The 23756-nt window shown below is 49.5% G+C and carries 20 protein-coding genes; all 20 read left to right on the forward strand.

Annotated features, from left to right (window positions below):
* The 20 genes from D4A39_RS11860 (at position 1) to D4A39_RS11955 (ending at position 22969) form a co-directional block, all read left to right on the forward strand.
* Entirely contained in the window at positions 1 to 429 is a 429-nt protein-coding gene (locus tag D4A39_RS11860; RefSeq protein WP_119918169.1) for an arsenate reductase/protein-tyrosine-phosphatase family protein, read from the forward strand.
* A 150-nt stretch (positions 430 to 579) separates the two neighbouring features.
* Complete coding sequence (locus D4A39_RS11865) at positions 580 to 2796, forward strand: polysaccharide biosynthesis tyrosine autokinase (protein WP_119918170.1); 2217 nt, start codon at positions 580 to 582, stop codon at positions 2794 to 2796.
* A gap of 286 nt (positions 2797 to 3082) precedes the next feature.
* Entirely contained in the window at positions 3083 to 4357 is a 1275-nt protein-coding gene (gene tviB, locus D4A39_RS11870; protein ID WP_119918171.1) for a Vi polysaccharide biosynthesis UDP-N-acetylglucosamine C-6 dehydrogenase TviB, read from the forward strand.
* A 159-nt stretch (positions 4358 to 4516) separates the two neighbouring features.
* Positions 4517 to 5563, forward strand: a complete 1047-nt coding sequence (locus D4A39_RS11875) for an NAD-dependent epimerase/dehydratase family protein (RefSeq protein ID WP_119918172.1) — start codon at positions 4517 to 4519, stop codon at positions 5561 to 5563.
* A gap of 76 nt (positions 5564 to 5639) precedes the next feature.
* Positions 5640 to 7535 carry an acyltransferase family protein gene (locus tag D4A39_RS11880; RefSeq protein WP_119918173.1) on the forward strand — a complete coding sequence of 632 codons (1896 nt, stop codon included), beginning with the start codon at positions 5640 to 5642 and terminating at the stop codon, positions 7533 to 7535.
* A 79-nt stretch (positions 7536 to 7614) separates the two neighbouring features.
* The gene (gene rfbB / locus D4A39_RS11885; protein WP_119918174.1) at positions 7615 to 8694 is read left to right on the forward strand and encodes a dTDP-glucose 4,6-dehydratase; all 1080 of its coding nucleotides are present in this window, start codon (positions 7615 to 7617) and stop codon (positions 8692 to 8694) included.
* 16 nt (positions 8695 to 8710) lie between these two features.
* On the forward strand, positions 8711 to 8983 hold the full coding sequence (locus tag D4A39_RS18235) for a dTDP-4-dehydrorhamnose 3,5-epimerase family protein (protein ID WP_119918175.1): 273 nt from the start codon (positions 8711 to 8713) through the stop codon (positions 8981 to 8983).
* Positions 8984 to 9459: 476 nt separating this feature from the next.
* Positions 9460 to 10773 (forward strand): flippase, encoded by a 1314-nt coding sequence (locus D4A39_RS11895; RefSeq protein ID WP_119918176.1) that lies wholly within the window; start codon positions 9460 to 9462, stop codon positions 10771 to 10773.
* Positions 10770 to 11648 carry a sulfotransferase family protein gene (locus D4A39_RS11900; protein WP_119918177.1) on the forward strand — a complete coding sequence of 293 codons (879 nt, stop codon included), beginning with the start codon at positions 10770 to 10772 and terminating at the stop codon, positions 11646 to 11648. The genes D4A39_RS11895 and D4A39_RS11900 overlap by 4 nt, the downstream gene beginning before the upstream one ends.
* A gap of 4 nt (positions 11649 to 11652) precedes the next feature.
* The gene (locus D4A39_RS11905) at positions 11653 to 12225 is read left to right on the forward strand and encodes an acyltransferase (protein WP_119918178.1); all 573 of its coding nucleotides are present in this window, start codon (positions 11653 to 11655) and stop codon (positions 12223 to 12225) included.
* 7 nt (positions 12226 to 12232) lie between these two features.
* Complete coding sequence (locus D4A39_RS11910; RefSeq protein ID WP_199699459.1) at positions 12233 to 13348, forward strand: glycosyltransferase; 1116 nt, start codon at positions 12233 to 12235, stop codon at positions 13346 to 13348.
* 22 nt (positions 13349 to 13370) lie between these two features.
* The gene (locus D4A39_RS11915; protein ID WP_158586933.1) at positions 13371 to 14600 is read left to right on the forward strand and encodes a glycosyltransferase; all 1230 of its coding nucleotides are present in this window, start codon (positions 13371 to 13373) and stop codon (positions 14598 to 14600) included.
* Positions 14597 to 15268 (forward strand): HAD family hydrolase, encoded by a 672-nt coding sequence (locus tag D4A39_RS11920; RefSeq protein ID WP_119918180.1) that lies wholly within the window; start codon positions 14597 to 14599, stop codon positions 15266 to 15268. The genes D4A39_RS11915 and D4A39_RS11920 overlap by 4 nt, the downstream gene beginning before the upstream one ends.
* The gene (locus D4A39_RS11925) at positions 15252 to 16028 is read left to right on the forward strand and encodes a hypothetical protein (RefSeq protein ID WP_119918181.1); all 777 of its coding nucleotides are present in this window, start codon (positions 15252 to 15254) and stop codon (positions 16026 to 16028) included. The genes D4A39_RS11920 and D4A39_RS11925 overlap by 17 nt, the downstream gene beginning before the upstream one ends.
* Positions 16025 to 16747, forward strand: a complete 723-nt coding sequence (locus D4A39_RS11930) for a sulfotransferase family 2 domain-containing protein (protein ID WP_119918182.1) — start codon at positions 16025 to 16027, stop codon at positions 16745 to 16747. The genes D4A39_RS11925 and D4A39_RS11930 overlap by 4 nt, the downstream gene beginning before the upstream one ends.
* Positions 16692 to 17831: an EpsG family protein gene (locus D4A39_RS11935; protein ID WP_119918183.1), complete on the forward strand. Its 1140-nt coding sequence runs from the start codon at positions 16692 to 16694 to the stop codon at positions 17829 to 17831. The genes D4A39_RS11930 and D4A39_RS11935 overlap by 56 nt, the downstream gene beginning before the upstream one ends.
* Positions 17831 to 19009, forward strand: coding sequence for a carboxylate--amine ligase (locus D4A39_RS17650; RefSeq protein ID WP_147393914.1), 1179 nt, complete (start codon positions 17831 to 17833; stop codon positions 19007 to 19009). The genes D4A39_RS11935 and D4A39_RS17650 overlap by 1 nt, the downstream gene beginning before the upstream one ends.
* The gene (locus D4A39_RS11945) at positions 19006 to 19848 is read left to right on the forward strand and encodes a carbohydrate deacetylase (RefSeq protein ID WP_158586934.1); all 843 of its coding nucleotides are present in this window, start codon (positions 19006 to 19008) and stop codon (positions 19846 to 19848) included. Before D4A39_RS17650 ends, D4A39_RS11945 begins: the two co-directional genes overlap by 4 nt.
* Positions 19849 to 20054: 206 nt before the next feature.
* Positions 20055 to 20966: a glycosyltransferase family 4 protein gene (locus D4A39_RS11950; RefSeq protein WP_438502575.1), complete on the forward strand. Its 912-nt coding sequence runs from the start codon at positions 20055 to 20057 to the stop codon at positions 20964 to 20966.
* A gap of 2 nt (positions 20967 to 20968) precedes the next feature.
* On the forward strand, positions 20969 to 22969 hold the full coding sequence (locus D4A39_RS11955; protein WP_119918187.1) for an acyltransferase family protein: 2001 nt from the start codon (positions 20969 to 20971) through the stop codon (positions 22967 to 22969).
* Positions 22970 to 23756 lie beyond the last annotated feature (787 nt).

Here is a 23756-nt window from a genome sequence, read left to right on the forward strand (position 1 = left end):
ATGTTTCAACGAATTCTCGTGGTCTGTGATGGAAATATCTGCCGAAGTCCCACTGTAGCGGCCATGCTCAAAGGGCTGAAGCCGGATTTGACAATCTCTTCGGCCGGTTTAATCGGTCTGGAAGGACAAGGCATGGAACCCACCGCCCGAGATGTGGCTGAGCAACACGGTCTGGAATGTGGCCCCCATATTGCACGCAAACTCACCAGCGAAATGTGTCGCGACAGCGATCTGATACTGGTGATGGAAAGCCGCCAGAAAGACAGGCTCAGCCAGAGATTTCCCGAGGCCAGTGGCAAAGCCTTCCTGCTCACTAACTGGAATGGCAAGCACGATATACCCGACCCTTACAAGCGCGGAAGAGACGCGTTTGAAATAATCTACCCCATGATGGAAGAAGCCACACAGGCGTGGGCGGCAAAGCTGTAACAGTGTAGCGACCAGTGCAAGCTGCAACGAATTTGTAGGCAATAAAGGCTGCATGGCGATCGGGTAAGCGCCTCCTGAACCTGGGCCCCCGGTTATCGTGATTAGCCGAAAACAGGCTCTCTCTGGCAGAAGAAAACGGATTAAACCTGAATGGCAGATAACAGCACCATGACACGAAGGCTTCCGGCCAATACCGGTGACGATGACATTGATTTTCGCTATTTGTTTGGCATCCTGCTGGACAAAAAATGGCTGATTATCATCACGGCACTTTTAGCGCTGGGTTTGGGCGTACTGTATGGGATGCTGGCCACGCCGATATACAAAGGGGACACCCTGCTGCAACTGGAAAAGAAGAGTAGTGGAGTTCCTGGTCTCTCTGAGCTTAACCAGATTTTTTCTGAGGAAGCCTCTGCAGCCGCGGAAATCGAAATTCTGCGCTCTCGCATGGTGCTGGGGGAGGTCATTGAGCAACTGAAAATGAACATCCTGGTATTCCCGGATCGCCCTGCCTATGTGGGTCGTTTCATGGCTCCTGATCCCGCGCCCGCGTTTGCTCCCAAACCCCTGTTCGCCGGCTACAGAGACAGTGAGACCTTTGTCACGGTTAGCCGCTTTATGGTGCCGGAACGTTTGCAAGGTCGCGCCTTCACTCTGCGAGAAGAAAACGGCCTGCCAGCCTTGTATATGGGTACCGATCGTGTTGCCTCCGGTCCGGCCGGAGAGCTGCTTCAGAGTGAAGATGGCAGTATTCAGCTGTTGCTTGGCGAGTGGGAGTTCGGTGACGAGCCGCTCACTCTGATCAAGCTGACAGACGTTGCCGCCGTGAACGGTCTGCGCGGTGCTCTGGCCATTCGCGAAGTGGGCAAGACAGGCATGCTGAGTCTGACCATGACCGGACCAAACAAGGAACGCATCAAGGTCACACTGGATGCCATTAGCGAGGCATATCTGCTTCAGAACGTAGCGCGGCGTTCTGCCGAAGCGGAAAATAGTCTTGAGTTCCTGGGGGATCAATTGCCCAAGATCAAAGACAAACTGACCGAATTCGAAGAAAAGCTGAACGCCTACCGTTTGCAAAGTGAATCCGTGGATTTGAGCATGGAAACCCAGTCTGTGCTCCAGCAAAGTGTGGATATTGAAGCCAAGATCAACGATCTGAAGGCGAAAGAAGGTGAGTTGGCCACACGGTTTACCAGGGAGCATCCCGCCTATCAGAGCCTGCTACGGCAAAAAGCCTCGCTGACTGAACAGAAGCGTTCACTTGATAATCAAATCAAGGCTCTGCCAGAAACGCAGCAAGAGATCCTGCGTCTTATGCGGGATGTCGAAGTGACACAGCAAATCTATATCGGGCTGCTCAACAAGACACAGGAATTACGCATCCTCAAGGCAGGTACCGTGGGGAGCGTTCGTATTATCGACAAGGCACTGGTACAGCCCAATGCCATTAAGCCCCAAAAAGGTATCATCGCGGTGATGTCTGCGTTACTTGGCGCGATTGGTTCTGCCGGGCTGGTCCTGGTGCTGGCGCTCCTGAAGAAAGGCATTGAGTCGCCGGATAAACTTGAGGAGCAGGGAGTTTCGGTTTACGCCACCATTCCCTTGTCGGAAAAACAGGTCAAGACGAATCGTTTAACAGATCTGAAAAAACGCCGTTCACGCAAGGTGAACGCTGCGGGAGTTCCGATCCCCTTGCTGGCTCAGGATGACCCCACAGATCTGGCGATTGAAGCGTTACGAAGCCTGCGTACCAGTCTGCACTTCGCCATGATGGATGCGGATAACAAGATTCTCATGATTACAGGCCCGAGCCCGTCAGTGGGCAAGTCCTTCGTGTCGGCCAATTTGGGCGCGGTGCTGGCCCAGACTGGACAGCGGGTATTAGTCATTGATGCCGATATGCGTAAAGGCCACCTTCACCGCTATCTTCAGTCAAATAACAACCTGGGTTTGTCAGCGTATCTTTCTGGTCAGTGCACGAAAGAAGACATCATTCAGTCATCAGGTATCGATAAACTGGACTTTATTTCTCGTGGCAAGGCCCCGCCGAACCCTTCGGAGTTGCTGATGCATGAGCGTTTCCAATCCCTGATGCACTCGCTCAGTGACGACTATGACCTGATTCTGGTGGATACTCCGCCCATTCTGGCTGTTACGGATGCGGCAATTGTCGGGCAGCTGGCCGGCAGCAGCTTGTTGGTCACGCGGTTCGGTGTGAATTCGGTAAAGGAAGTGGATGCAGCACTCACTCGCTTTGCGCAAAACAATGTGGAAATCAAAGGAGCCATCCTCAACTGTATGGAGCGACGCGCCAGCAATGAATATGGTTACTACGCGTATGAGTACGGCAAAAGCAACGATTAACGCAAGGCTGCTGTGAGCGATGAGCTGCAAGGTTCAAGCCACAAGTAAAGGCAGCAGCGGCAGCGCCAGAACGAAGCGAAAGACGAAATGCAGGAGTGCCGCTTGAGCGAACCGCCACAGGCTGAGCACGAGGGCACAGGGCTGCTGGCAGCAGGGGTAAAGACAATCCCTTCGTCGCTCATACCTTGATGAGCGCAAGAGCGAGACTCCTGCAGAAAGGTTAAGGCTCAAAAAGCCAACACAAACAGATTATACAAACCGGCACATCACCGGACAGGAAGACCAAATGGATCTGGCAAACATCAAACTGGCCATCATCGGCCTGGGTTACGTGGGATTACCCCTCGCCGTGGAATTCGGCAAGCACCGCCCTGTGGTTGGCTTCGACATTAACCAGCCCCGCATCGATGCCCTGAACGCAGGCCACGATGCCACCCTGGAAGTGGACGACGTGGAACTGGCCAGCGCCACACAGCTTTCGTTCAGTGCAGATGCTGCCGCCCTGAACGACTGTAACGTCTACATCGTCACTGTGCCCACCCCCATTGATGAACACAAGCGCCCAGACCTCACGCCCCTGATCAAGGCTTCCGAAACGATCGGCAAGACCCTGAAACAGGGCGACATCGTCATTTACGAATCCACCGTCTACCCCGGTGCCACCGAAGAAGACTGCGTACCTGTACTGGAAAAAGTCTCCGGCCTCACCTTCAACAAGGACTTTTTCGCAGGCTATAGCCCGGAGCGCATCAATCCGGGCGACAAGGAGCACCGCGTCACCACCATTACCAAGGTGACCTCCGGCTCCACCCCGGAAATCGCTGAAACCGTAGACAGCCTCTATCGCTCCATTATTACTGCAGGGACTCACAAGGCCTCCAGTATTCGTGTAGCGGAAGCCGCCAAAGTAATCGAGAATACCCAGCGCGACCTGAACATCGCCCTGATCAATGAGCTCTCGATGATCTTCAGTCGTATGGGTATCGACACCGAAGAAGTGCTTCAGGCTGCGGGCACCAAATGGAACTTCCTGCCGTTTCGCCCCGGCCTTGTGGGTGGTCACTGTATCGGCGTCGATCCCTATTATCTTACCCACAAGGCCCAGGCCATAGGCTACCACCCGGAAATCATCCTCTCCGGCCGTCGTATCAACGATGGCATGGGTCGCCATGTGGCCAGCGAACTGGTCAAGGCCATGCTGGCTCGCAGCATTCAGGTGAACGGTTCCCGTGTATTGGTGATGGGGCTGACCTTCAAGGAAAACTGCCCAGACCTGCGTAACACTCGTGTTGTGGACGTGGTTCGGGAACTGCAGGACTACAACATTGGTGTAGATGTACACGACCCCTGGATCAACGCCGCCGAGTCGGAGCACGAATATGGTATTACCCCGGTGGCAAAACCCGAGCAAGGTGCCTACGACGCCATCCTTCTGGCGGTCGGCCATAACCAATTCAAAGCCATGGGGGCCCAGGACATCCGAGGTTACGGCAAACCGGACCACATCCTCTACGACCTGAAATACACCCTCCCCAAAGAGGAAGTAGACCTACGGTTATAAAGGCAGCTGTGCGCTTTGAGCTATGAGCTGCGAGGAAAAGACAAAATCCTTTTGGGCTGCTCCCGCAGGGCAGAGCAAACAGCGCGAAGCCCTGTTTTGGGTTTCTTCATAGCTCAAAGCTGGCAGCTAGATAACGAACAAACGACAAACGGAACCACCATGACAACCTGCTACGAACAAATACAGCAAGACCTCAAGGCCAACCCCAAAACCTGGCTTATCACCGGCGTAGCAGGCTTCATCGGCTCCAACCTGCTGGAAACCCTCCTGCTGCTCGACCAGGCCGTCATCGGGCTGGACAACTTCGCCACCGGCCACCAACACAACCTTGACGAAGTCCAACAAACTGTCACCGCCGACCAATGGGCCCGCTTTGCCTTCATCGAAGGCGACATCCGTAACCTGGAAGACTGCAAGAAAGCCACCAGCGGTGCAGACTACGTCCTGCACCAGGCTGCCCTCGGCTCCGTACCCCGTTCCATCGAAGATCCCATCACCACCAACCAGGCGAATATTGACGGTTTCCTGAACATGCTGGTGGCCGCCAAGGACGAAGGCGTACAAAGCTTCACCTACGCCGCCTCAAGCTCCACCTACGGCGACCACCCGGGCTTGCCGAAAGTGGAAGACAAGATCGGCAAGCCCCTCTCTCCCTACGCCGTCACCAAATATGTTAACGAGCTGTACGCCGATGTCTTCGCCCGCACCTACGGTTTTAACACCATCGGCCTGCGCTATTTCAATGTGTTCGGCAAACGGCAAGACCCCAATGGCGCTTACGCCGCCGTCATACCCAAATGGACCGCCGCCATGATCAAGGGTGAAGACGTGTTCATCAATGGCGATGGGGAAACCAGCCGTGATTTTTGTTTTATCGAAAATGTGGTGCAGATCAACATCCTTGCCGCCACCGCGGAAGCGGAGGCCCAAAACCAGGTGTACAACGTGGCCCTGGGTGACAGAACTACCCTTAACACTCTGTTCGATGCCCTGAAAACGGCATTGCATGAGTGCGGCATCCAGTTCGACAAAGCCCCCAATTACCGCGACTTCCGCGCGGGGGATGTACGTCATTCCCAGGCCGATATCAGCAAGGCCAAAGCCCTGCTTGGCTATGAGCCCCGATTCCGCATCTACGACGGCATCGGCAAGGCCATGCCTTGGTATGAGCTGCGCCTGCGAACAGAGCAGGACGCAGACAGCTAAATCAGCAAGCCGTGTGGGGCGAAAGCAAATAGCGAATCAGGCGAGCGATGAACACGAACATGAATCGGCATATAAAATGAAATACCGACCGGAGATCGATGGCCTCAGAGCACTGGCCGTGCTGCCCGTCATTTTCTACCACGCCGGTGTTGAAACCATGGCGGGTGGTTTCGTAGGGGTAGATGTCTTCTTTGTTATCTCCGGCTTTTTGATCACCACCATCATTGCCAGTGAACTAAACAGCCAACAGTTTTCTGTCGTCTCATTCTATGAACGCCGCGCGCGCAGGATTTTGCCGGCCCTAATAGTAGTCCTGGCCATAACCTCCATACTGGCGGTCAGCATCATGCTGCCCTTCGAACTCGTCAACTATGGCAAAGGGTTGGTCGGCGCTGTGCTGTTTGTCTCAAATATCGTGCTCTGGAAACAAGCGGGCTACTTTGCCGCAGAAGCGGAAATGAACCCCCTGCTGCACACCTGGAGCCTGGGGGTAGAAGAGCAGTATTACCTGTTCTTCCCGCTGCTCCTCATGGTGATCTGGCGCTTTCGTCGCCAGTGGGCATTGCCACTGCTGCTGTTGGCCACACTTGGCTCATTGGGCCTGGCCGAGTGGGCTTCCACTCGCATGCCCTCCGCCAACTTCTACCTGCTGCCCACCCGTATCTGGGAGCTGATGATTGGCGCCATGCTGTCACTGTGGCTGATGCGTAGAGCCCAACCGCAAGGCCTCGCCGCCCAGTTGATCTCGCTGCTGGGCTTAGTCATGATCATTGTAGGCATCTTTGCCTACAATGATCAGACCCCGTTCCCGTCCTTCTATGCCCTGGTCCCGGTACTGGGCGCTGCAGCCATTATTCTGGCAGCCACTCCAGCCACCCTGGTCGGCAAATGGCTGGCCAGCAAGCCCTTGGTAATAGTGGGCCTGATCAGCTATTCCGCCTACCTATGGCACCAACCCCTGATGGCCTTCGCCCGTATCCTGGCGCCCGACAACCACCCTGACAAGGTAGTCATGCTAATGCTGGCATTGTCGTCACTGGTACTGGCCTGGCTCACCTGGAAGTTTGTCGAGCAGCCCTTCCGTAACAAACAGCGCTTCGGCCGTAACTGGATCTTCACAGCCTCGCTCGCTGGCTCGGCGCTGGCAGTGCTGCTCGGGGTGGGGCTTGTAGCCAGCAAGGGGCTGCTTAGCCAATATCCTGAAAAGGAATGGCCCATCGTTGAAAAAACCAATGTGAAGTTCGGAGAATACGTAGTGGCTGCCCACAGCATGATCCTGGCCCGCCCAATAGAAGAAGATAAACCGGTGCTGGTGATCGTGGGCGACAGCTTCAGCCAAGACTTCTACAACATGATCAGTGAGAACAACGCCTTCGCTCATTACCAACACGTCGCGTTGTTCGTGCCGGCACGCTGTCAATTATTTTATGGCAAACCCTACGTAGAAATTGAGCATCACATTGCAGAGGGCGATCGCGCCATGTGCGCTCACCGGATTCTCAGCAGTCAACAAGTAGAAACGATCCGCAAGGCCGATGTGGTTGTATTCGCCTCAAAATGGCAATCTTGGTCTGCTGCGATCATGGGCGAAAGCCTAGCGGCCATGGCCATTCCGGAGCACATACAAGTGATGGTGCTGGGCACCAAACAGTTCGAAAAAAACAGGCGCGTGCTACTTAGCGAATTCCGCCGGGCAGACATTCCTTCCATTCGCCGGATGGATGCCGATATTCTCGAAATCAACCGGACCCTTAAACAAAGTGTGAAGGGCTACGGCTTTATTGATATTGCCGCCAGCTTTTGTAGCAACGGCTGCCCGCTTTTTACCACCGATGGCAGCCCGATTTCCTACGATGGTGCTCACCTCACCGAGGCCGGCGCGAGAGTTATCGGTAACTATCTGTTCACCCACCCGCCGCTGCAGCAATATGGCTCAGCCAGTGATGCCGCCATGGCGGCCCATAGCAACTAATGAAAGTAATAATGAAAGCTGTAACACTACGAAAACGGAAAGGGCCAGTATTGCCGGGCCAGGCAGGCGAAGGTGTTACATGGTAATTCTTGTTACTGGTGGTGCCGGGTTTATCGGCTCAGCCGTTATCCGCCACATCATCAACCACACCAACGACAGCGTCGTCAACGTGGACAAGCTCACCTATGCGGGCAACCTGGAAAGCCTTGCGAGCGTGAGTGAAAGCCCGCGTTATGCCTTTGAGCAAGTGGATATTTGTGATGCCTCCAGCCTGAATGAGGTGTTACAGCATCACCAGCCGGATGCCATTATGCATCTCGCTGCGGAAAGCCATGTGGACCGCTCCATCGATGCCCCAGCAGCCTTTATGGAAACCAACATCATCGGCACCTACACCTTGCTGGAAGCGGCCCGCCACTACTGGCAGGCCATGGAGGCAGACAGACAAGCCGCCTTCCGCTTCCTCCATATTTCCACCGATGAAGTCTATGGCGATCTCGACGACCCGGAAGAGCTTTTCACAGAAGCCTCCTCCTACGCACCCAGCTCGCCATACTCGGCGAGTAAGGCGAGCTCCGATCATCTTGTACGCGCATGGCTTCGTACCTATGAGCTGCCCACCCTGATCACCAATTGCTCCAATAACTACGGCCCCTACCAGTTCCCGGAAAAGCTCATCCCGTTGATGATCCTGAACGCCCTGGAAGGTTCACCATTACCTGTCTACGGGCAGGGCACCCAGGTGCGTGACTGGCTCTACGTGGAAGACCACGCCCGCGCCCTTTACAAGGTTGCCACCGAAGGCAAAGTGGGGGAGACCTATAACATCGGCGGCCAGAACGAAAAACAAAACATCGAAGTGGTACACACCCTCTGTGACCTGCTCGAAGAGCTGGTGCCGGAAAAGCCAGCAGACATCAGCCATTACCGTGACCTGATCACCCACGTACAGGATCGCCCCGGCCACGATCTGCGCTACGCCATCGATGCCAGCAAAATTGAGCGCGAACTGGGCTGGGCTCCGCGAGAAAACTTTGAAACCGGTATACGCAAGACCGTGATTTGGTACCTGGCAAACAGCGAATGGTGTCAACGGGTACAGGATGGCAGCTACCGGCGCGAACGCCTCGGCATACAAACCGCAGCAAGGATGAACTGAACACCATGATGAAGACTTGGACTGCCCGTGCCTTCAAAACGCAGGCATCCCAAATGGGTTTGTTCAAAATAATCACTGCTGGTCGGTTAATAACACCCTTAGAGGCTTGCATTACAAGATCCAATATCCCCAGCGCAAGTTGCTGAAATGCACGCGAGGAGAAGCATTTGATGTTGCAGTAGATCTCGGGAAAGCGTCTCCGAGCTTTGACCCATGGGTAGCAGAAATTCTGCCCAACAAATTCAGTATTAGCTTTGGGCTCCCGCAAACTTGGCGCAAAGATTTTTGACGATGAATGGGCTGGCAGAAATTCAATACAACTGCACTGGCGATTAATCTCCAGAAATGAAGTTGTATTCATCGGGAGGACGCTGATATAGCGATTGACGAGCACAAGATACAAAGGGAGTCGCTGTTGTTGTCTGAAAGAGACTAAAAGGCCAAGGTTTTATGGGAGCCTCGTGAGCTGCCTAGAAGGATAAGAAATTAACGGCGGCGGTGAATAAGTCGTTTTTCGTTGTCGGTGGTGTTAGGCACCCAGTGACTGGCATCAGTTATGAACAGGGTAGGACCAAATTTCGCATTTGCATTGGAGCCGGGAACGCTATGCTTTGGCAAGTACGGCAACTAGGGTAAGTGAGCATAGATGAATGAATTGAAATAGAACGGCAAGAAACAATTTAGTATTAGTGAATTCGAGTGGGGCTCCTGAGGTAAGGCATTTTTAATGCTGCTGACTGTATGAGTTATTAGAGTGACTATGAAATGGATCTAAAAAGCGAACTAAAAAAAGTAATTAGCGGAACGTTAATGGTTCGTGTTTTTTCCGTTTCAGCGACTTTTCTTACGTCTGTTCTACTTGCAAGAACTCTCGGGGCAGAGGGGTTTGGTCTTTATTCATTCGTTTATGCATTAATAATGTTGGTGGCGTTGCCATGCCAGATTGGGATCCCTGTTTTACTTGTTAGGGAAACAGCCAAGCTGGAATCCGAAAAGTCTTGGTCCAAAATGAAAGGGTTGTGGTTTTGGTCCGGAAAAACAATTTTAATGATTTCCGCGCTTTCTTGTGTGACGGTTTTTCTCTTTCAATTAATTAAGGGCGATGGGGATGAGAATCAATTTTTAACATATGTGTTTGGTGTCTTGCTAATTCCGTTAATTTCTCTTGGTAATTGCCGCGCTGCAGCATTAAGAGGGCTTAGGAAGATAGTTAAGGGGCAGCTTCCTGATGCAGTAGTACGTCCTGGGTTTTATTTGATCTTTCTGACCGCTCTTTGGTGCGCGGATTACGCCAATTCTGCGTCATTGGCAATGGGGCTTAATGTTGTTTCAGCCATAATTGGGTTTATCGTTGGTGGGTATCTTCTTGTTGCTTCTTCTCCATCGCAAATTGCAAAAGTAGAGGCTGATTATTCTGATTCTAAAAAATGGATGGCATCTTCGTTGCCACTGGCACTAATCGGCGGGTTGCAGGTCTTGAGTGGTCAAACTGGAATTATCCTTTTGGGCCTAATTCATGAAGAATCAGAGGCAGGGATATATAAAGTAGCAGTTTCAATTGCTACGGTTATGGCGTTCGGTTTACAGATAATCAATATGATAGTTTCTCCATACGCAGCAAGATTTTATCATTCTGGGGAGCTAAGCCGGCTCCAGAAAATTGCAACTTTAGGAGCAGTGGTGGGAATGTCTGTCTCAATTCCTATCTTTCTTTTGGTGCTGTTGGCTGGTGAAGATTTTCTTAGCATGATTTATGGGGCTGGATTTGCTATGGCTGCCAGTCCACTGTTGATACTTGCTTTTGGTCAATTAGTGAATACATTTTTCGGGTCTACAGGAACGATATTGAATATGACGGGCAATGAAAAAGTTGCTGCTAAGTGGTTCGGCGTGTCTGCAGTATTCAATGTAATAGCCTCGGTTATTCTTATTCCATTTTACGGTGTGGTTGGTGCAGCAGTGGCATCATCGCTTTCGGTTTTGCTGTGGAATATTGTCTTCTGGATTCTTGCGAAAAGAAATACTGGTATCGATGGATCATTGTTGTCGCTGTTTTCATGTGTTCGGAGTTTTAAATGAAGAAGCCAAATCTCTACATAGTTGGCGCGCCAAAATGTGGTACTACGGCGATGGCGGTATGGTTGTCGCAGCATCCGGATATTTATGTTTCCGCCGTAAAAGAGCCTCATTATTTTGGTGAAGAACATCGATTAACTAAAACGATTGAAGAATATGAACGATTATTCTCCGGGGTCCCTGAGGAAACGAGATGGGTTTGCGAGGCTTCTGTTTGGTATTTGTTTTCAGAAACAGCCATCAAGAATATCGTTCAATATAATCCAGAATCCAAGTTTATTGTGATGCTTAGAAACCCTGTTGATATGGCCCTTTCAATGCATGAACAGCATCGTTTCAATGGAAATGAGCTGGTTGAGGATTTTCAGGAGGCATTAGGTCTTAGTGATATAAGAGAGGGCGGCAACGGGGTAGGGGTTCGGTCGGGATATCACCCTGTACAGCACATGGCATATTATAAATCGTGTGCCCTGGGTTGGCAGGTAAGTAATATGCTAAAAATCGTACCTAAAGAGAATGTCTTTTTTGCTTTTTTCGATGATCTGAAAGCTGATCCTGCGCGTGTCCATGAAATGGTTTTGGATTTTTTGGGGGTTGAATTTGAATCGCCAGAAAATTACGAGAAAGTAAATCCTGCAAAAGAGCGTAGATATTACTTTTTGGATCGTTTTGTTCTTTTTCTGGTTTCGCTTAAAAAGAGGCTGGGTATTAGAAAAAGAGTTCGATTGTTGTCGCGATTGAGAAGGTGGAACGTTAGTTATAAGGAAAGGAAACCGATTGATCAAGAAACTAGAGGAAGCATTCAATGCAGATTTTCAAACGACATTGATTTGTTGAGCAGTATTTTGGGGCGTGATTTGTCAGATTGGAAAAGGTGAGGAAATGTTTTTTTCGCTTTACTCGAGTGTTTACTCGGTATTTTTCAGGCTAAAGCGTTCATTAATTCAAGAGTTTAATTGGCTTCGCCTATTTTTAACCCCTGGGGTGAGTGTTTCTAGAGGTGTGAGAGTGTCTGCAGGATGTTTGGTTCGGGTGACGGACGGTGGATCGGTGTATCTCGGGAGGTCAGTATTTTTGTCAAAAAATGTAAAAATTATTGCCCAAGGCGGGGTGGTGAATATCGGTGACGACTCCTTTGTAGGCGATAGTTCGATAATTACCGCAAAAGAATCTATTGTAATAGGAAAGAAATCATTAATCGCTGAAAGAGTCACTATTAGGGATCAAGATCACAATATTTACGGTCGCGAGGGCGTGCCAATTAGTGACTCTGGATTTAATGTCGAGCCGATTCTAATAGAAAATGATGTGTGGTTGTGCGCTGGCTCAGTCATTACGAAAGGGGTTTCGGTTGGCGAAGGTGCGGTCGTTGGGGCGAATTCTGTCGCCACAAAAAATGTTGAGCCTCGAACGATCGTAGGTGGGATCCCTGCAAAGAGAATTCGGGAAAGGTGATTTAGGCATGGCGTCCGAGAATAACCTGAGGCGGAAAATAGCGATACTTTTGCCGGATCTAAGACCGGGCGGAGCAGAGAAGCTGCATGTGGATCTAGCAACGCAGTGGGAAAAATGCGGGATACAAACAATATTTGTTCTGCGTAAGAGGGACGGTGCGCTCTTGGATGCAATCCCTGAATCTGGCTCGGTAGTTGAGCTAAAAGCAAATAGAGTCAGGAATGTGCTTTCGCCGCTCATCAAATATCTTAAACAGAGCCCTCCAGATGTCTTGCTGGTTGCGATGTGGCCGCTAACAGTGATTGCCCCTATTGCTGCAAAGCTTGCAGGTTTCAAGGGACGAGTGGTAGTGAGTGAGCATTCACCGCTATCTATTGCCTATGCCCGTAAGGGAAAATTGCATAATACCCTGATGGGATTGACCATGAGGCTGGCGTACCCATTGGCGTCAGCCCGAGTTGGGGTGTCATGTGGCGTTGCAGAAGATATGGCAACCTTGTCGGGTATGGATCTTCCCCGTATTTCCGTTATCCATAACCCGGCAGCACTGGGTAACGGCGAACGGGAGCTGCCAAACCCGTTTGCTGCGGATGACGTTGGTAGCCCAATTATACTTTCTGTCGGAACGCTAAAGCCTGTAAAGCGTCACGATCTTCTTATCCGCGCATTTTCACTGCTTCCCAAAAAATTGGGTGCACGGTTATACATACTCGGGGATGGGCTTGAAGCTAACTCTCTCAAGCGGCTTGTGAGTTCTCTTGGTCTTGAGGATGTTGTCAGATTTTCGGGCTTTGTAAGAGATACGGCCCCCTGGTATGCACATGCCAGCCTCTTTGTCCTTGCATCGGATTATGAGGGGTTTGGTAATGTGATTGTTGAAGCGATGGAGTATGGCGTCAGCGTAGTCAGTACGGATTGTCCGGTTGGCCCCCGAGAAATCCTCGGCAACGGAAAATATGGAAAGCTTGTGGCCCCAAATAATGCGGAAGCGCTTGCCTCCGCAATGCTTGCAAGCTTGGAGAAACCCACCGATCCATCTTTGCTCAAGCATAGAGCCCTCGACTTTTCCATTGAATTCATTGCTCAAAAATACGTGGAAACCTGCTTGGGCAATACGAATTGAATTTAGCGATAATGATGATCTCATGAATGTTATCTTTATTACCTATAATGGTTTGACGTCTCATATTGGTAGAGCCCAGGTCTTCCCCTATCTTTCAGCATTGTCACGGTGTGGACACACGATCCACATTATTAGTTGTGAACCACATGATATACCTGAGCACGAAATGAGTGATGCTCGGGAGGCTGTTGCGCAGGCGGGTTTGCATTGGCACCCCCTGCACTATTCATCACTTCCTGGCCCCTTGTCGAAAATAATGGACAGTATTTCATTGTCGAATGCTGTAAGAGAGCTGGCTAAAAGTGTAAGTGATATCGATATCGTTCACTGTAGAAGTTATGTGCCTGCCGATGCTGCATTGTTTTTGAAGCACAAATATGGAGCTAAGTTTATTTTCGATATGAGAGGGTTGTGGCCTGATCAGCGCGCAGAAGGAAATCGTTGGCCGCAGACCTCACTTCTGTATCGTTTGCTTTATCGGTGGTGGAAAAGAAAAGAGGGAAATTATATTCGCCAGTCTGATGCCATCATTAGTTTGACTGATGCCTGCAAGTCGGAAATTAAAACATGGGGATCCTACAATGGTTGTTCGATACCTGTGATCCCATGCTCCGTTGATATTGATGAATTTGATGTTGTTTGTGTAGAGCAGCGGACTGAAACGCGCAGGGAATTGAATATTGCTCCGCAAACACCCGTGTTCACTTATTTAGGTTCTCTTGGATCTGTATATTTGCTGGACGATATGATCCGTTCTTTTGCACAGATCAAGAAAAGATTAACTAATGCTGTTTTTTTGCTTGTCGGGCACTCAGCGGATGATTTTATCGACCGAAGTCGTGAGCTTGGAATCACCTTTGCAGCGGCCGATGTAATAAGTCGACGTGTGACACGATCAGAGGTCCCGGCATTACTTAATGCGGCTGATGTTGGTTTCTGTTTCATCAAGTCTTCGTACTCAAGTATCGGCGTTTCACCAACCAAACTTGGCGAGTATTTGGCCTGCGGGTTACCGGTGATCTGTAATTCAGGGGTTGGCGATGTTAAGGAAATCGTTGATGCAACACATTCGGGAGTCGTACTTGAGGGTGAGTTGGAAACCGCCACAATCGATCGTCTTGAGGAGATTGTCGGGCTGCTGACCTTGAATAGAAATGAGATTCGGGCGAGGTCAATTCCAGGCCTGGATCTTGGTATAGCTGTCGAAAGTTACGACGCGCTGTATCGCTCATTTGCATTGGTGGCTAGATGAAAAGAATTGCGGTTTTTGACGTTTGTAACACGCTAATCAATGACAATACCACTGCAGCGTTTGTCCAGTTTGTCTCCAGGCGTTCCACAGGCGTATGGCGGCGCCTTGGTGTATGGTTGATCCGAAGCAAACGTTCGCCAGTAAGAGTCCTTCTTGCGGTGCTCTATAGACTGGGGGTGGGTGATATCCCCAAAACGTGTCTTGTTTATATGTTAAGGGGCTACAGTAGAGAGCAGCTACAGGAATACGCCAAAGCCTATGTGCAGTCTGCAAGTGAAAATGCAGCAATCAAGCAGATCTGGTCTTTTGTAGACGATGAGAGGGCGAATGGCTCAGAGATTCTTCTCGTTTCAGCAAGTCTATGTATTGTGGTCGACGCTCTTGCCAACCTGATTGGCGCCCAAGGGATTGGCTCCAGACTTGAATTCTGTAATGGCTACTGCACAGGTAGACTATTAGAAGATATATCCGGTAGAAAAGTTGAACTCGTTAAGGGTTTCCTCGGCGATAGGGTTGAGGGTTATATGATTGTGGCTTTTTCTGACAATGTCTCTGATCTTCCATTGCTTGAATATGCCGATAAAGGGTACGCAATCTGTACCTCGAAGAGCAATGGTTTAAGGGGATGCAATCTTCCTGAAGGAGTGGAATATGTTTCCGCAGAATAGGGTGCTACTACAAGTGCCTTTTTATTATCTGGCCATGACCCGGATGAACTCCTTAAAAGGGCTGGTTTCGAATGCATCATCTGCTTGGTTGCCTGGGGTGCTGGTGGTCACTTTTTTGAGTGACTATTCTTTTTTGGAGGCAGCTCTTCATTATGTTTTTACGTATCTGGCATTTGTTTCAATTTATGAGGTCGGATATCTGGTCAATGATACACTCGGCACCAAGCATGATGAAACGCCTCGGCATCGTTTGAAATTGAAGCTCGCTTCTTTCGAGATTTTAATCTTCGTGCTTATACGTGTGGCAGCGCTGGTTGTCATTGCACATTTATATGGTCTATTTTCAAATCCAGCTTGGTCTGTTTCTGCATTGGCGCTCGTAGTGGTTATTGTTATGCACAACACCATTGCGTCCTCAGCGTTGAAGGCAGCCAGCTTTTTTCAAATGTCCATGCTTCGTTTTTCTCTGCCGATTATTCCTCATGTTGGCAATGATGCTGTTCCTGCCGTGTTGTTGCTGGCGATATTCCACTTTGTGTACCCGCGTTTTATTACTTACCTCGATTCCAAGGAAAGGCTAAAAATTCCTGAGCGTAAAACGTCGCGTTATGGTGCCCAGGTTCAGCTTTTGTTGTTGCCCACCTTTTTCCTCTTGTCAGTATTGATGAATCATGCTCTCCCTTTGGTGATTTGGCTGTACTACCTGCTTTTTCAATTTCTTCGTTTTCTAATTGAAAGAAGACGAGGGTTGTCCACATGATGACTCCTTTGGATAAAGTTCAAGTTGCCATTAAAGATATGGAGTTCCATATCAATTTTTATCGGGTGTTGTCGGGGGTGCCGTTTTTGTCGCGTCGCATGAACCCCTATTCCCCCTGTTTTGAAGAGCGCAAAGCAGTATTTATTCATATCCCTAAAGCGGCAGGCTCTAGCATTGCCTCGGCACTATTTGGTGGTAACGTCGGCCATAAGCCATACAGCCGGTTTCATGCCTATGCTCCCAAAGAACTACAGGAATACTTTACATTCAGCTTTGTACGTAACCCATGGGACAGACTTTATTCTGCATATCGGTATTTTGCGGCTGTCGTTGGTCAATGCCAGCACCGCGACCATCGCTGGGCCAGTGAAATGCTTGCAGGCAAACCTGACTTTCAGTCATTCGTTTCCTCGCTTGGCAACCCTGCTTACAGAAGAAGGGTGCTTCGCTATGACCATTTTCGGGATCAGTCTGGTTGGGTGATGCTGGGTAAGAATGTTGGCGTTGACTACCTGGGAAGATTTGAAACTATACAAACGGATTTTGACAGCATTTGTGATCAGCTTGGAATCGATCAGGTTGAGCTTCCGAGATTAAGAGAGTCACACAAGGGGGGGCACTATACTGAAGTGTTTACTCCCGAAATGGCCCTGATAGTGGGCGATGTATATCAGAAAGATATTATTAACTTCGGTTATCAATTCGGCTCCGGTTCGTGACAATGATAATTATGCGGATTTTTATTTGATGTTTGTTTATCTCTCCATTTTTTTCATTGTTGGGTTTTTCTCTATTTTGCTTCCTAATAGGGGAGTGAGCTGGTTGCTCCTCATTCTCTTTGCCGCTTTTTTGCTCCTTTTTGCCGGTACAAGATACTATGTCGGTTGTGACTATGTTGGTTACTTGCTCAGGTTTGAGCGAGCCCCTCTTGATTTTTCGTTGAGCAATTTGGTTGGCAGGGAAGAGCCAGGGTTTAACGGAATTCTGGGATTCCTTAAATTCTCGGGATACAGCTATTCCTCTTTGCTGCTGATATGCTCCGCAATATATGTACTTTGCCTTTGCCGGTTTGCATCGCTTTTCCGCTCTCCTGCGGTCTTTCTCGTTCTTGCATTCCCTGTGTTAATGGTGCAGCTCGGAATGTCTGGTATTCGTCAGGCTTTGGCTCTTGGGTTTCTTGTAGTTTCGCTAACCAGCTTTGTTAACAGTAGCCGCGTATGGACCGCGATCTGGATACTCGTTGCAGCACAGTTTCATACCTCGGCGGTTGTTTTCCTCCCGATGTCGCTGATGGCTGGAAGGCATTTATCAACACGCCGTCTCATCGCTGCAATGGTAATTCTCGGTCCTGCTGTTCTCTTTCTTTTGCAAGAGCGCCTTGATGTCTATAGCGATAGGTATATTGAACAGATTCACGGAGAGAATTCAGCTTCCGGGGCATGGCTGCGTTATGCGCTTGTGTCGCTGCCTTTTCTGTTCTTTGTTTTTTGGCATCGTGAAATCAAAGTGTTGGTTCCAAAGCTGTATGAGCTTTTAAGGTTGTTCATGATGATTACTTTTTTGATGCTCCCTGTGGGACTCATTTCATCGGTGGCACTGCATCGTCTGGTTTTCTACGTTATGCCGGTGAGTATTCTGGCCCTTTGTTACGTTTCGCAGGTGGCAGCAATGAAATTCAGGGTGAGGCCAATCGCACATTTGGTCCCTTTAGGTGTGTACGGATCCTATATTGTTGTCTGGTTTGCCTTTTCTTCTAAAGCCTCATCTTGTTATGTACCTTACCAAACCTGGTTGTTGCAATAATGTCTGATTATATCGAAGTCGTTGTTCTTGGCTCCTCGCCGACTGGTCTCTATGCCCTTCGTGAATCATCCCGATCTGGCTACCGGGTCGCACTGGTAGATATATCGCGTGGTTGTGCGTTTCAATCAAGGTTTGTGTGTTCTGAAGACCGGTTTTCGGGTTCATTGGATCAAATAAAAGACTGGTTGCTGAAAATAGCGGCTCGGCAGGAAATAAAGCCCGTAATAATTCCAACCAGCGATATCTTTATTGAGTTTGTCGTGGAAAATGCGAAGCTTTTGGAAAAGGCGTTTCATATTTCTGACTCTTACTCCCGTATTGCCGGACACCTTCTGGATAAGAAACTCTTTCATGACTTGTGTGTGGAGCATTCCATTGCAACGCCCGGGGTCTGGAGCGTTGGGGCTCCCTCTGATCTCATCGGGTTGATCGATGTTATTCCTTTTCCTTGCTTGCTCAAGCCCACAATGATCCATAAGGCAAGAGAATTCTTGAAGGGTGAAAAGGTCATTATCGTTCAGAGTCGTGAGGAGTTTGAGGAGATTGTGAGTGGAATGCCAACTGAGCTCGGCGGCTGGCTTGTGCAAGAAATTATTCCAGGTCCTGAGTCTGAGATAACTCTTTTCGGTGCCTACTTTGACAAAGAGCATAAAGCCCATCACTCTTTTTCAGCACGAAAATTACGTCAGTACCCTCCAGGTTTCGGGTCGGCGAGCCTGGTGTCCAGTGTCCGTTGTGCTGAAACAGAGCGATTAAGCGAGTTATTTCTTCACAATATTGGTTTTCATGGAGTTTGCGGAGTTGAGTTTAAACGTGATCCCAGGGATGGGAAGCTGAAAATTATTGAGGTGAATCCGCGGCCAACGCTTTGGTTTCAGGTTACACATGATTCTGGAAAAAGGATTGTCTCTTCGTGTATCGATGATATGAGTGGTCGACCGATGCATGACGACAGAAATCAGGATGAGAATGTATGTTGGAAATATTTTCTTAAAGACACTTACTCTTCCTTTTTTTACTACCGTCCGCCTTCCGGTTTTCTGCTGCCAAAGCCTGTCATTGATCTTCCTGCAAAGCGGTTGAAGTCTTCTTTCCCTGTTTTCAGCTTTCATGATCCCAGGCCCGCATTTGTTGAACCTTTGGGATACCTTAGAAAACTGTGGGGGCGATTGAAGTGAAAACACTGATCGTGAATGCGGATGATTTCGGGCTGAATGATGCCGCCACTGAGGGAATCGCCGAGGCTTTCCTTGGTGGTAGCGTTACCAGTACGACCATGATGGTGAATGCACCCGCTGTTTCTAAGGCGGCCGACTTTGCTATTCGCCATCCTGCCTTGGGAGTTGGTCTGCATTTTAATCTTACGTGGGGTAGACCATTAAGCCCAGCTCAATCCGTCCCGGCTTTGATAGCTCCCGACGGCTGCTTCTTGTCGCGCGGGCAGCTGGCAAAGCGCTTGCTGCTTGGCCGTATTCCCCCGCATCAGATACGTCGTGAGCTCGATGCCCAGATTCGTGCGTTTGTTTCGCTGGGACTTGACCCTACCCACATTGACAGTCATCAACATGTCCATGCATTTAAAAGCATCTTTTCCGCTGTTGCGGCTAGATGTAAAGAAATGGACATCCCGATTAGGGTCCCATGGGTTTCCGATACCCTGACTGGAGGGGTGGGCCGGTCGGTTCGAAGATATGTACTAAAAATGTTGTTACAACGCTCGGTAGCACCATGGCGAGGCAAAGTTGCCTGGAATTCCGGTATAGGAAGTGTCTTTGATATCCACTATGGCGGTGAGGCCCTTACCGATGACCATTACCGCCAGATTTTGGCCCCGGTTCAGTGCCGTAATTTTGAATTGATGGTTCACCCTGTTACGAGCGCACAAGCGATGAATGGATTCACCACTATCGGTGATGTCTCCGAAGCAGAGTGGCGATATCTGCGTCGTAACAATCTGAAAATACTGGCTAATGAGCTAGGTTTCACGCTCGGGTCGTATCGAGATATCTCATTATGACAATTGTGATGACATCAAACACGTCCTGGTACCTCTATAACTTTCGAAAACAAACAATCCGGGCCATACAGGAAAGGGGTTTCTCTGTAGTGTGTCTGTCCCCATTGGATGATTTCAGTGTGCGTTTGGAATCAGAGTTGGGTGTTACACACATTGCGCTTCCGATGGAGGGAAAGAGTACCCGGATAGTGCAGGAGCTGAGGAGCTTGCTGTTTATTTTTCGCACCTTTCGCCGCTATCGGCCACTGTTTGTTTTCAACTTCACAATCAAGCTGAATCTATATGGCGGGTTGGCATGCACCCTGCTGCGGTTGCCCTTTGCCAATAATATTTCCGGCTTGGGTACTGCCTTCATTCATGATTCCTGGCTATTCCGCCGGGTACGGCAGGTGTATGGATCGGTGAATCGCAGAGCTCGGCATTTGTTTTTTCAGAATGAGGAAGATCTGGCCGTGTTCCGGGATGCCGGTTTGTTGGGTAAGACCCCAATGACGTTGTTGCCTGGCTCTGGGGTGGATCTGGACCACTTTGCATTTCAGCCATTGCCAATAGGGAAAACCATCACCTTTGTGATGATTGCCCGCCTGTTGGGAGATAAGGGGGTACGCGAATATGCCGGAGCATGCCGTTTGCTCAAGGAGCAGGGGCTACCCGTACGTTGTTTGTTGGTTGGGCCGCTGGGTGTCAGTAACCATAGTGCGATTACCGAAGAGGAAGTGTTGGCCTGGCAGGGCGAGGGTATTTTGGAGTACCGAGGCGCAACGGACGATGTGCGGCCTGTGATTGCAGAGTCCCATGTGCTGGTGTTGCCATCATATCGCGAAGGGATGCCGAGAACGGTACTTGAGGCCGCCGCCATGGGGAGACCGGCCATTGTGACAGATGTGCCGGGTTGTCGGCAGGCGATTGAGGCTGGGGTAACTGGATGGTTGTGCCATGTGCGTGATGAGCAGTCTCTGGCTAATGCCATGAAGGCGGTGCCCGGTATGGGGGAGGGGCAGCTTAAAGTAGTAGGAGAAGCCGCGCGGAAACGAATGGAATGCAGTTTTGATGAGAACATTGTTGTCAGTGCTTATATCCGCTGCCTTAGTAGAATGCATGGGAAGGATCTTCGGTAATTATGGCGATTACATACCGCCCTGAAATAGACGGGCTCCGTTTTCTTGCTGTGACTTTAGTTATTCTCCATCATCTTGGTGTACAGGGTTTTGGAGGAGGCTTTGTCGGTGTTGACGTTTTTTTCGTCATCTCCGGTTATCTCATTACCTCCATTATTGTAAAGGAAGTTGAGACAGCAGATTTTTCATTTGGTAGATTTTACCAACGTAGAATAATAAGGCTTGCGCCTGCTTACTTTATATTGCTGCTTTTTTCAGTGGTGGTGGCATTATTGACCATGCTTCCGGCAGAGCTTGTCCATTTTTCAGAAAGCACGATTTATTCGACCTTTTTCGCAGCTAATTTTTTTATGTGGAATGCTGTGGGGGGATATTTTGGGTCGGGAGCAGATACAACTCCGCTGCTGCATTTGTGGTCTCTGGCGGTAGAGGAGCAGTTTTATCTGTTCTGGCCTGCTGGTTTCCTGATACTGGTGCGCTTGTTTCAGTCTAGATTGTTAGTGTTGGTTGTTATTACAGTTTTGCTTATCGCCACGGTTTTAATCTCTCAATATGGTGCTTTAAATTATCGAGCTGCAGCCTATTATTTGATGCCGACTCGTGCCTTTGAGCTCTTGATAGGCGCGATGTTAGTTTTCCTTCCCTCGTTCAATTACGGGCGTCATTCGTTTTATGCTAGCACCTTTTTTACAGTCATTGGGTTGGGGTTGATCGCTTATTGTTCTATCTCTTTTGATAAGGGTATCTGGTTTCCTGGGTTGAATGCGCTGCTTCCCTGTCTCGGCACGGCATTGATTATTCTTTTTGCGAGGAAAGAGCTTCCCATTGTAGGTCCTCTTTTAACAGGCCGCTTTTCGGTTGCTATTGGAAAAATTTCTTACCCTGCATATCTGTGGCACTGGCCGATCATTGCTTTTCTGAATATTCATCTCATAAAAATCACAGGCTCGATTGCTCTTGCTGTTGTCGCTGTCACATTGATTTTGTCCTGGTTAACATATCGGTTTCTTGAATTACCTGCCCGGCGCTTTCGATCGCACTCAGTTTTTAGCGTGATTATGCTCGGCTTTATCTTGCCTGCTGCTATATTCACATCTGTTGCATATGTAATTATCTCAAAAGAAGGTTTTCCTGGGCGGTTCCCTGAAGACCTTAATAGAAGGGCTGAGGCTGTAATGAGTCATGCCGACGCTGCGCGTGGTCGTTGCAATGAAGGCCCTGTTTCTTCGCCCTTGGCTGAAGAGGATTGTGTGCTTGGTATAAAGAAGAGCGACGTTGATATACTGCTTGTGGGGGACTCTCATGCCAATCATTTTAGCGGAATGATCGATGTTCTAGCTCGTGACGTTGGCTTGAGAGGGTATGACGTTACCCAAAGCAATTCTGTTTTTCTTGTTAATGTGGACAGGTATTACAAAAAAGGAAATGAAATTTTCCATCACTCCAATTTTCGAAAGCGTAATGATTATATAGCCACAGAGCTCCTTCCCCGTAGTTACCGCTATGTTGTATTAGGGGCGAGTTATGCTGGCCATGTTAACGGAGAGTTGTTTGCCCGAGACGATGATGTGCGAGGGATGGCGGATGACTCGCTCTTTCTAGATGCGCTTCACGACACGATCAAAGCTGTCGTCGACGCCGGTTCTATACCTGTTTTGATTAAAGGTAACCCTGCTTTTGGAAGAGATATATCTCGCTGTACATTGAACAATCTGCGCTTTGGTCTGGACGCAGACTGCAATCTCCCTCGGTCGGAGTTTGATTCCCGGTTTGCCGTATGGAATCAAATGGTGGTTGGTTTAGAGGCTGAATTCGACACTTTGATTGTTATTGATCCTTCTCTTATTACCTGTAATGAACACTATTGTTATTCAGAGATTGAAGGTCTGCCCTTATACAAAGATGGTAGCCATTTGAATTATATAGGGTCGAAGTTTATTGGTGAGCAGTATCTCAAGCGCTTTGGTAATCCTTTTCATCATGAAGCGTTTGAAGCGGACTAATTGTTGCTGTTCTTGTGGGCAAGGTTTGGCACCAACTGAACCGTTCATAGTGGAAGAGCGAGGTGCATCCTATCTCAATTAGCTATTGCATAGATTTGGACTGAGTTGTTTATAGGGATGCTAGGTTGCTGGAGGTAGAGGCCATTGCCGTACTTGGGTGGGCGTCCTCTATGGATGGACGGCTGCCCATTCTTGAGGTCAGCATTGGTCGTCTGTGGTTTCGCCTACAGTGGGCTCATGCGGGGGAGACGCTACTTAGACACTTAGTGGCGGCAGATATCCTGAATACAATGCATTCTCTTAGGAGGAGTCTTTGCCTCTGCTTATAGGGGCCTTGGGTGTTGTGCCGGGCGTTAGCCAGTTCTGTTGGTGACTTCGACGCTGGATAAGCCCTGGGCTGTGACATGGTTCGAGGAGGTGAGGCTGATGGTGATCCCGTGGCTAATAGGTTATGGGGTGTTCGCAGGCCGGGATGGCGGTGCTGTTTGCTGGACACGTGAACGTGTTATACAAACGCGCGTGCCATGAAGGAGTGGGTGGGGCTTGGGGGGCGGTGGTGAAAAAAGTACCTGCTAGCTAGTAGCTACAAGCTTAAGCCTGCAAGGAAGGGCGAGATCTAAAGATCGAAGATTGCCATGGGGAAGGCTTTGGAGCGAGCAGGCGTGGCCTTTTGGGGTGAGCGCCGGTTACTACTATTTTCTGATTTTTCAGATTTTACGCCTCTTTACCCCATTCGGGGGATCCGTTTCTAGCCTTGCGGCTATACAATTGGTGTAATTCTTTCGTC

Source organism: Alcanivorax profundi, assembly GCF_003597125.1.
GTDB classification, from domain to species: domain Bacteria; phylum Pseudomonadota; class Gammaproteobacteria; order Pseudomonadales; family Alcanivoracaceae; genus Alcanivorax; species Alcanivorax profundi.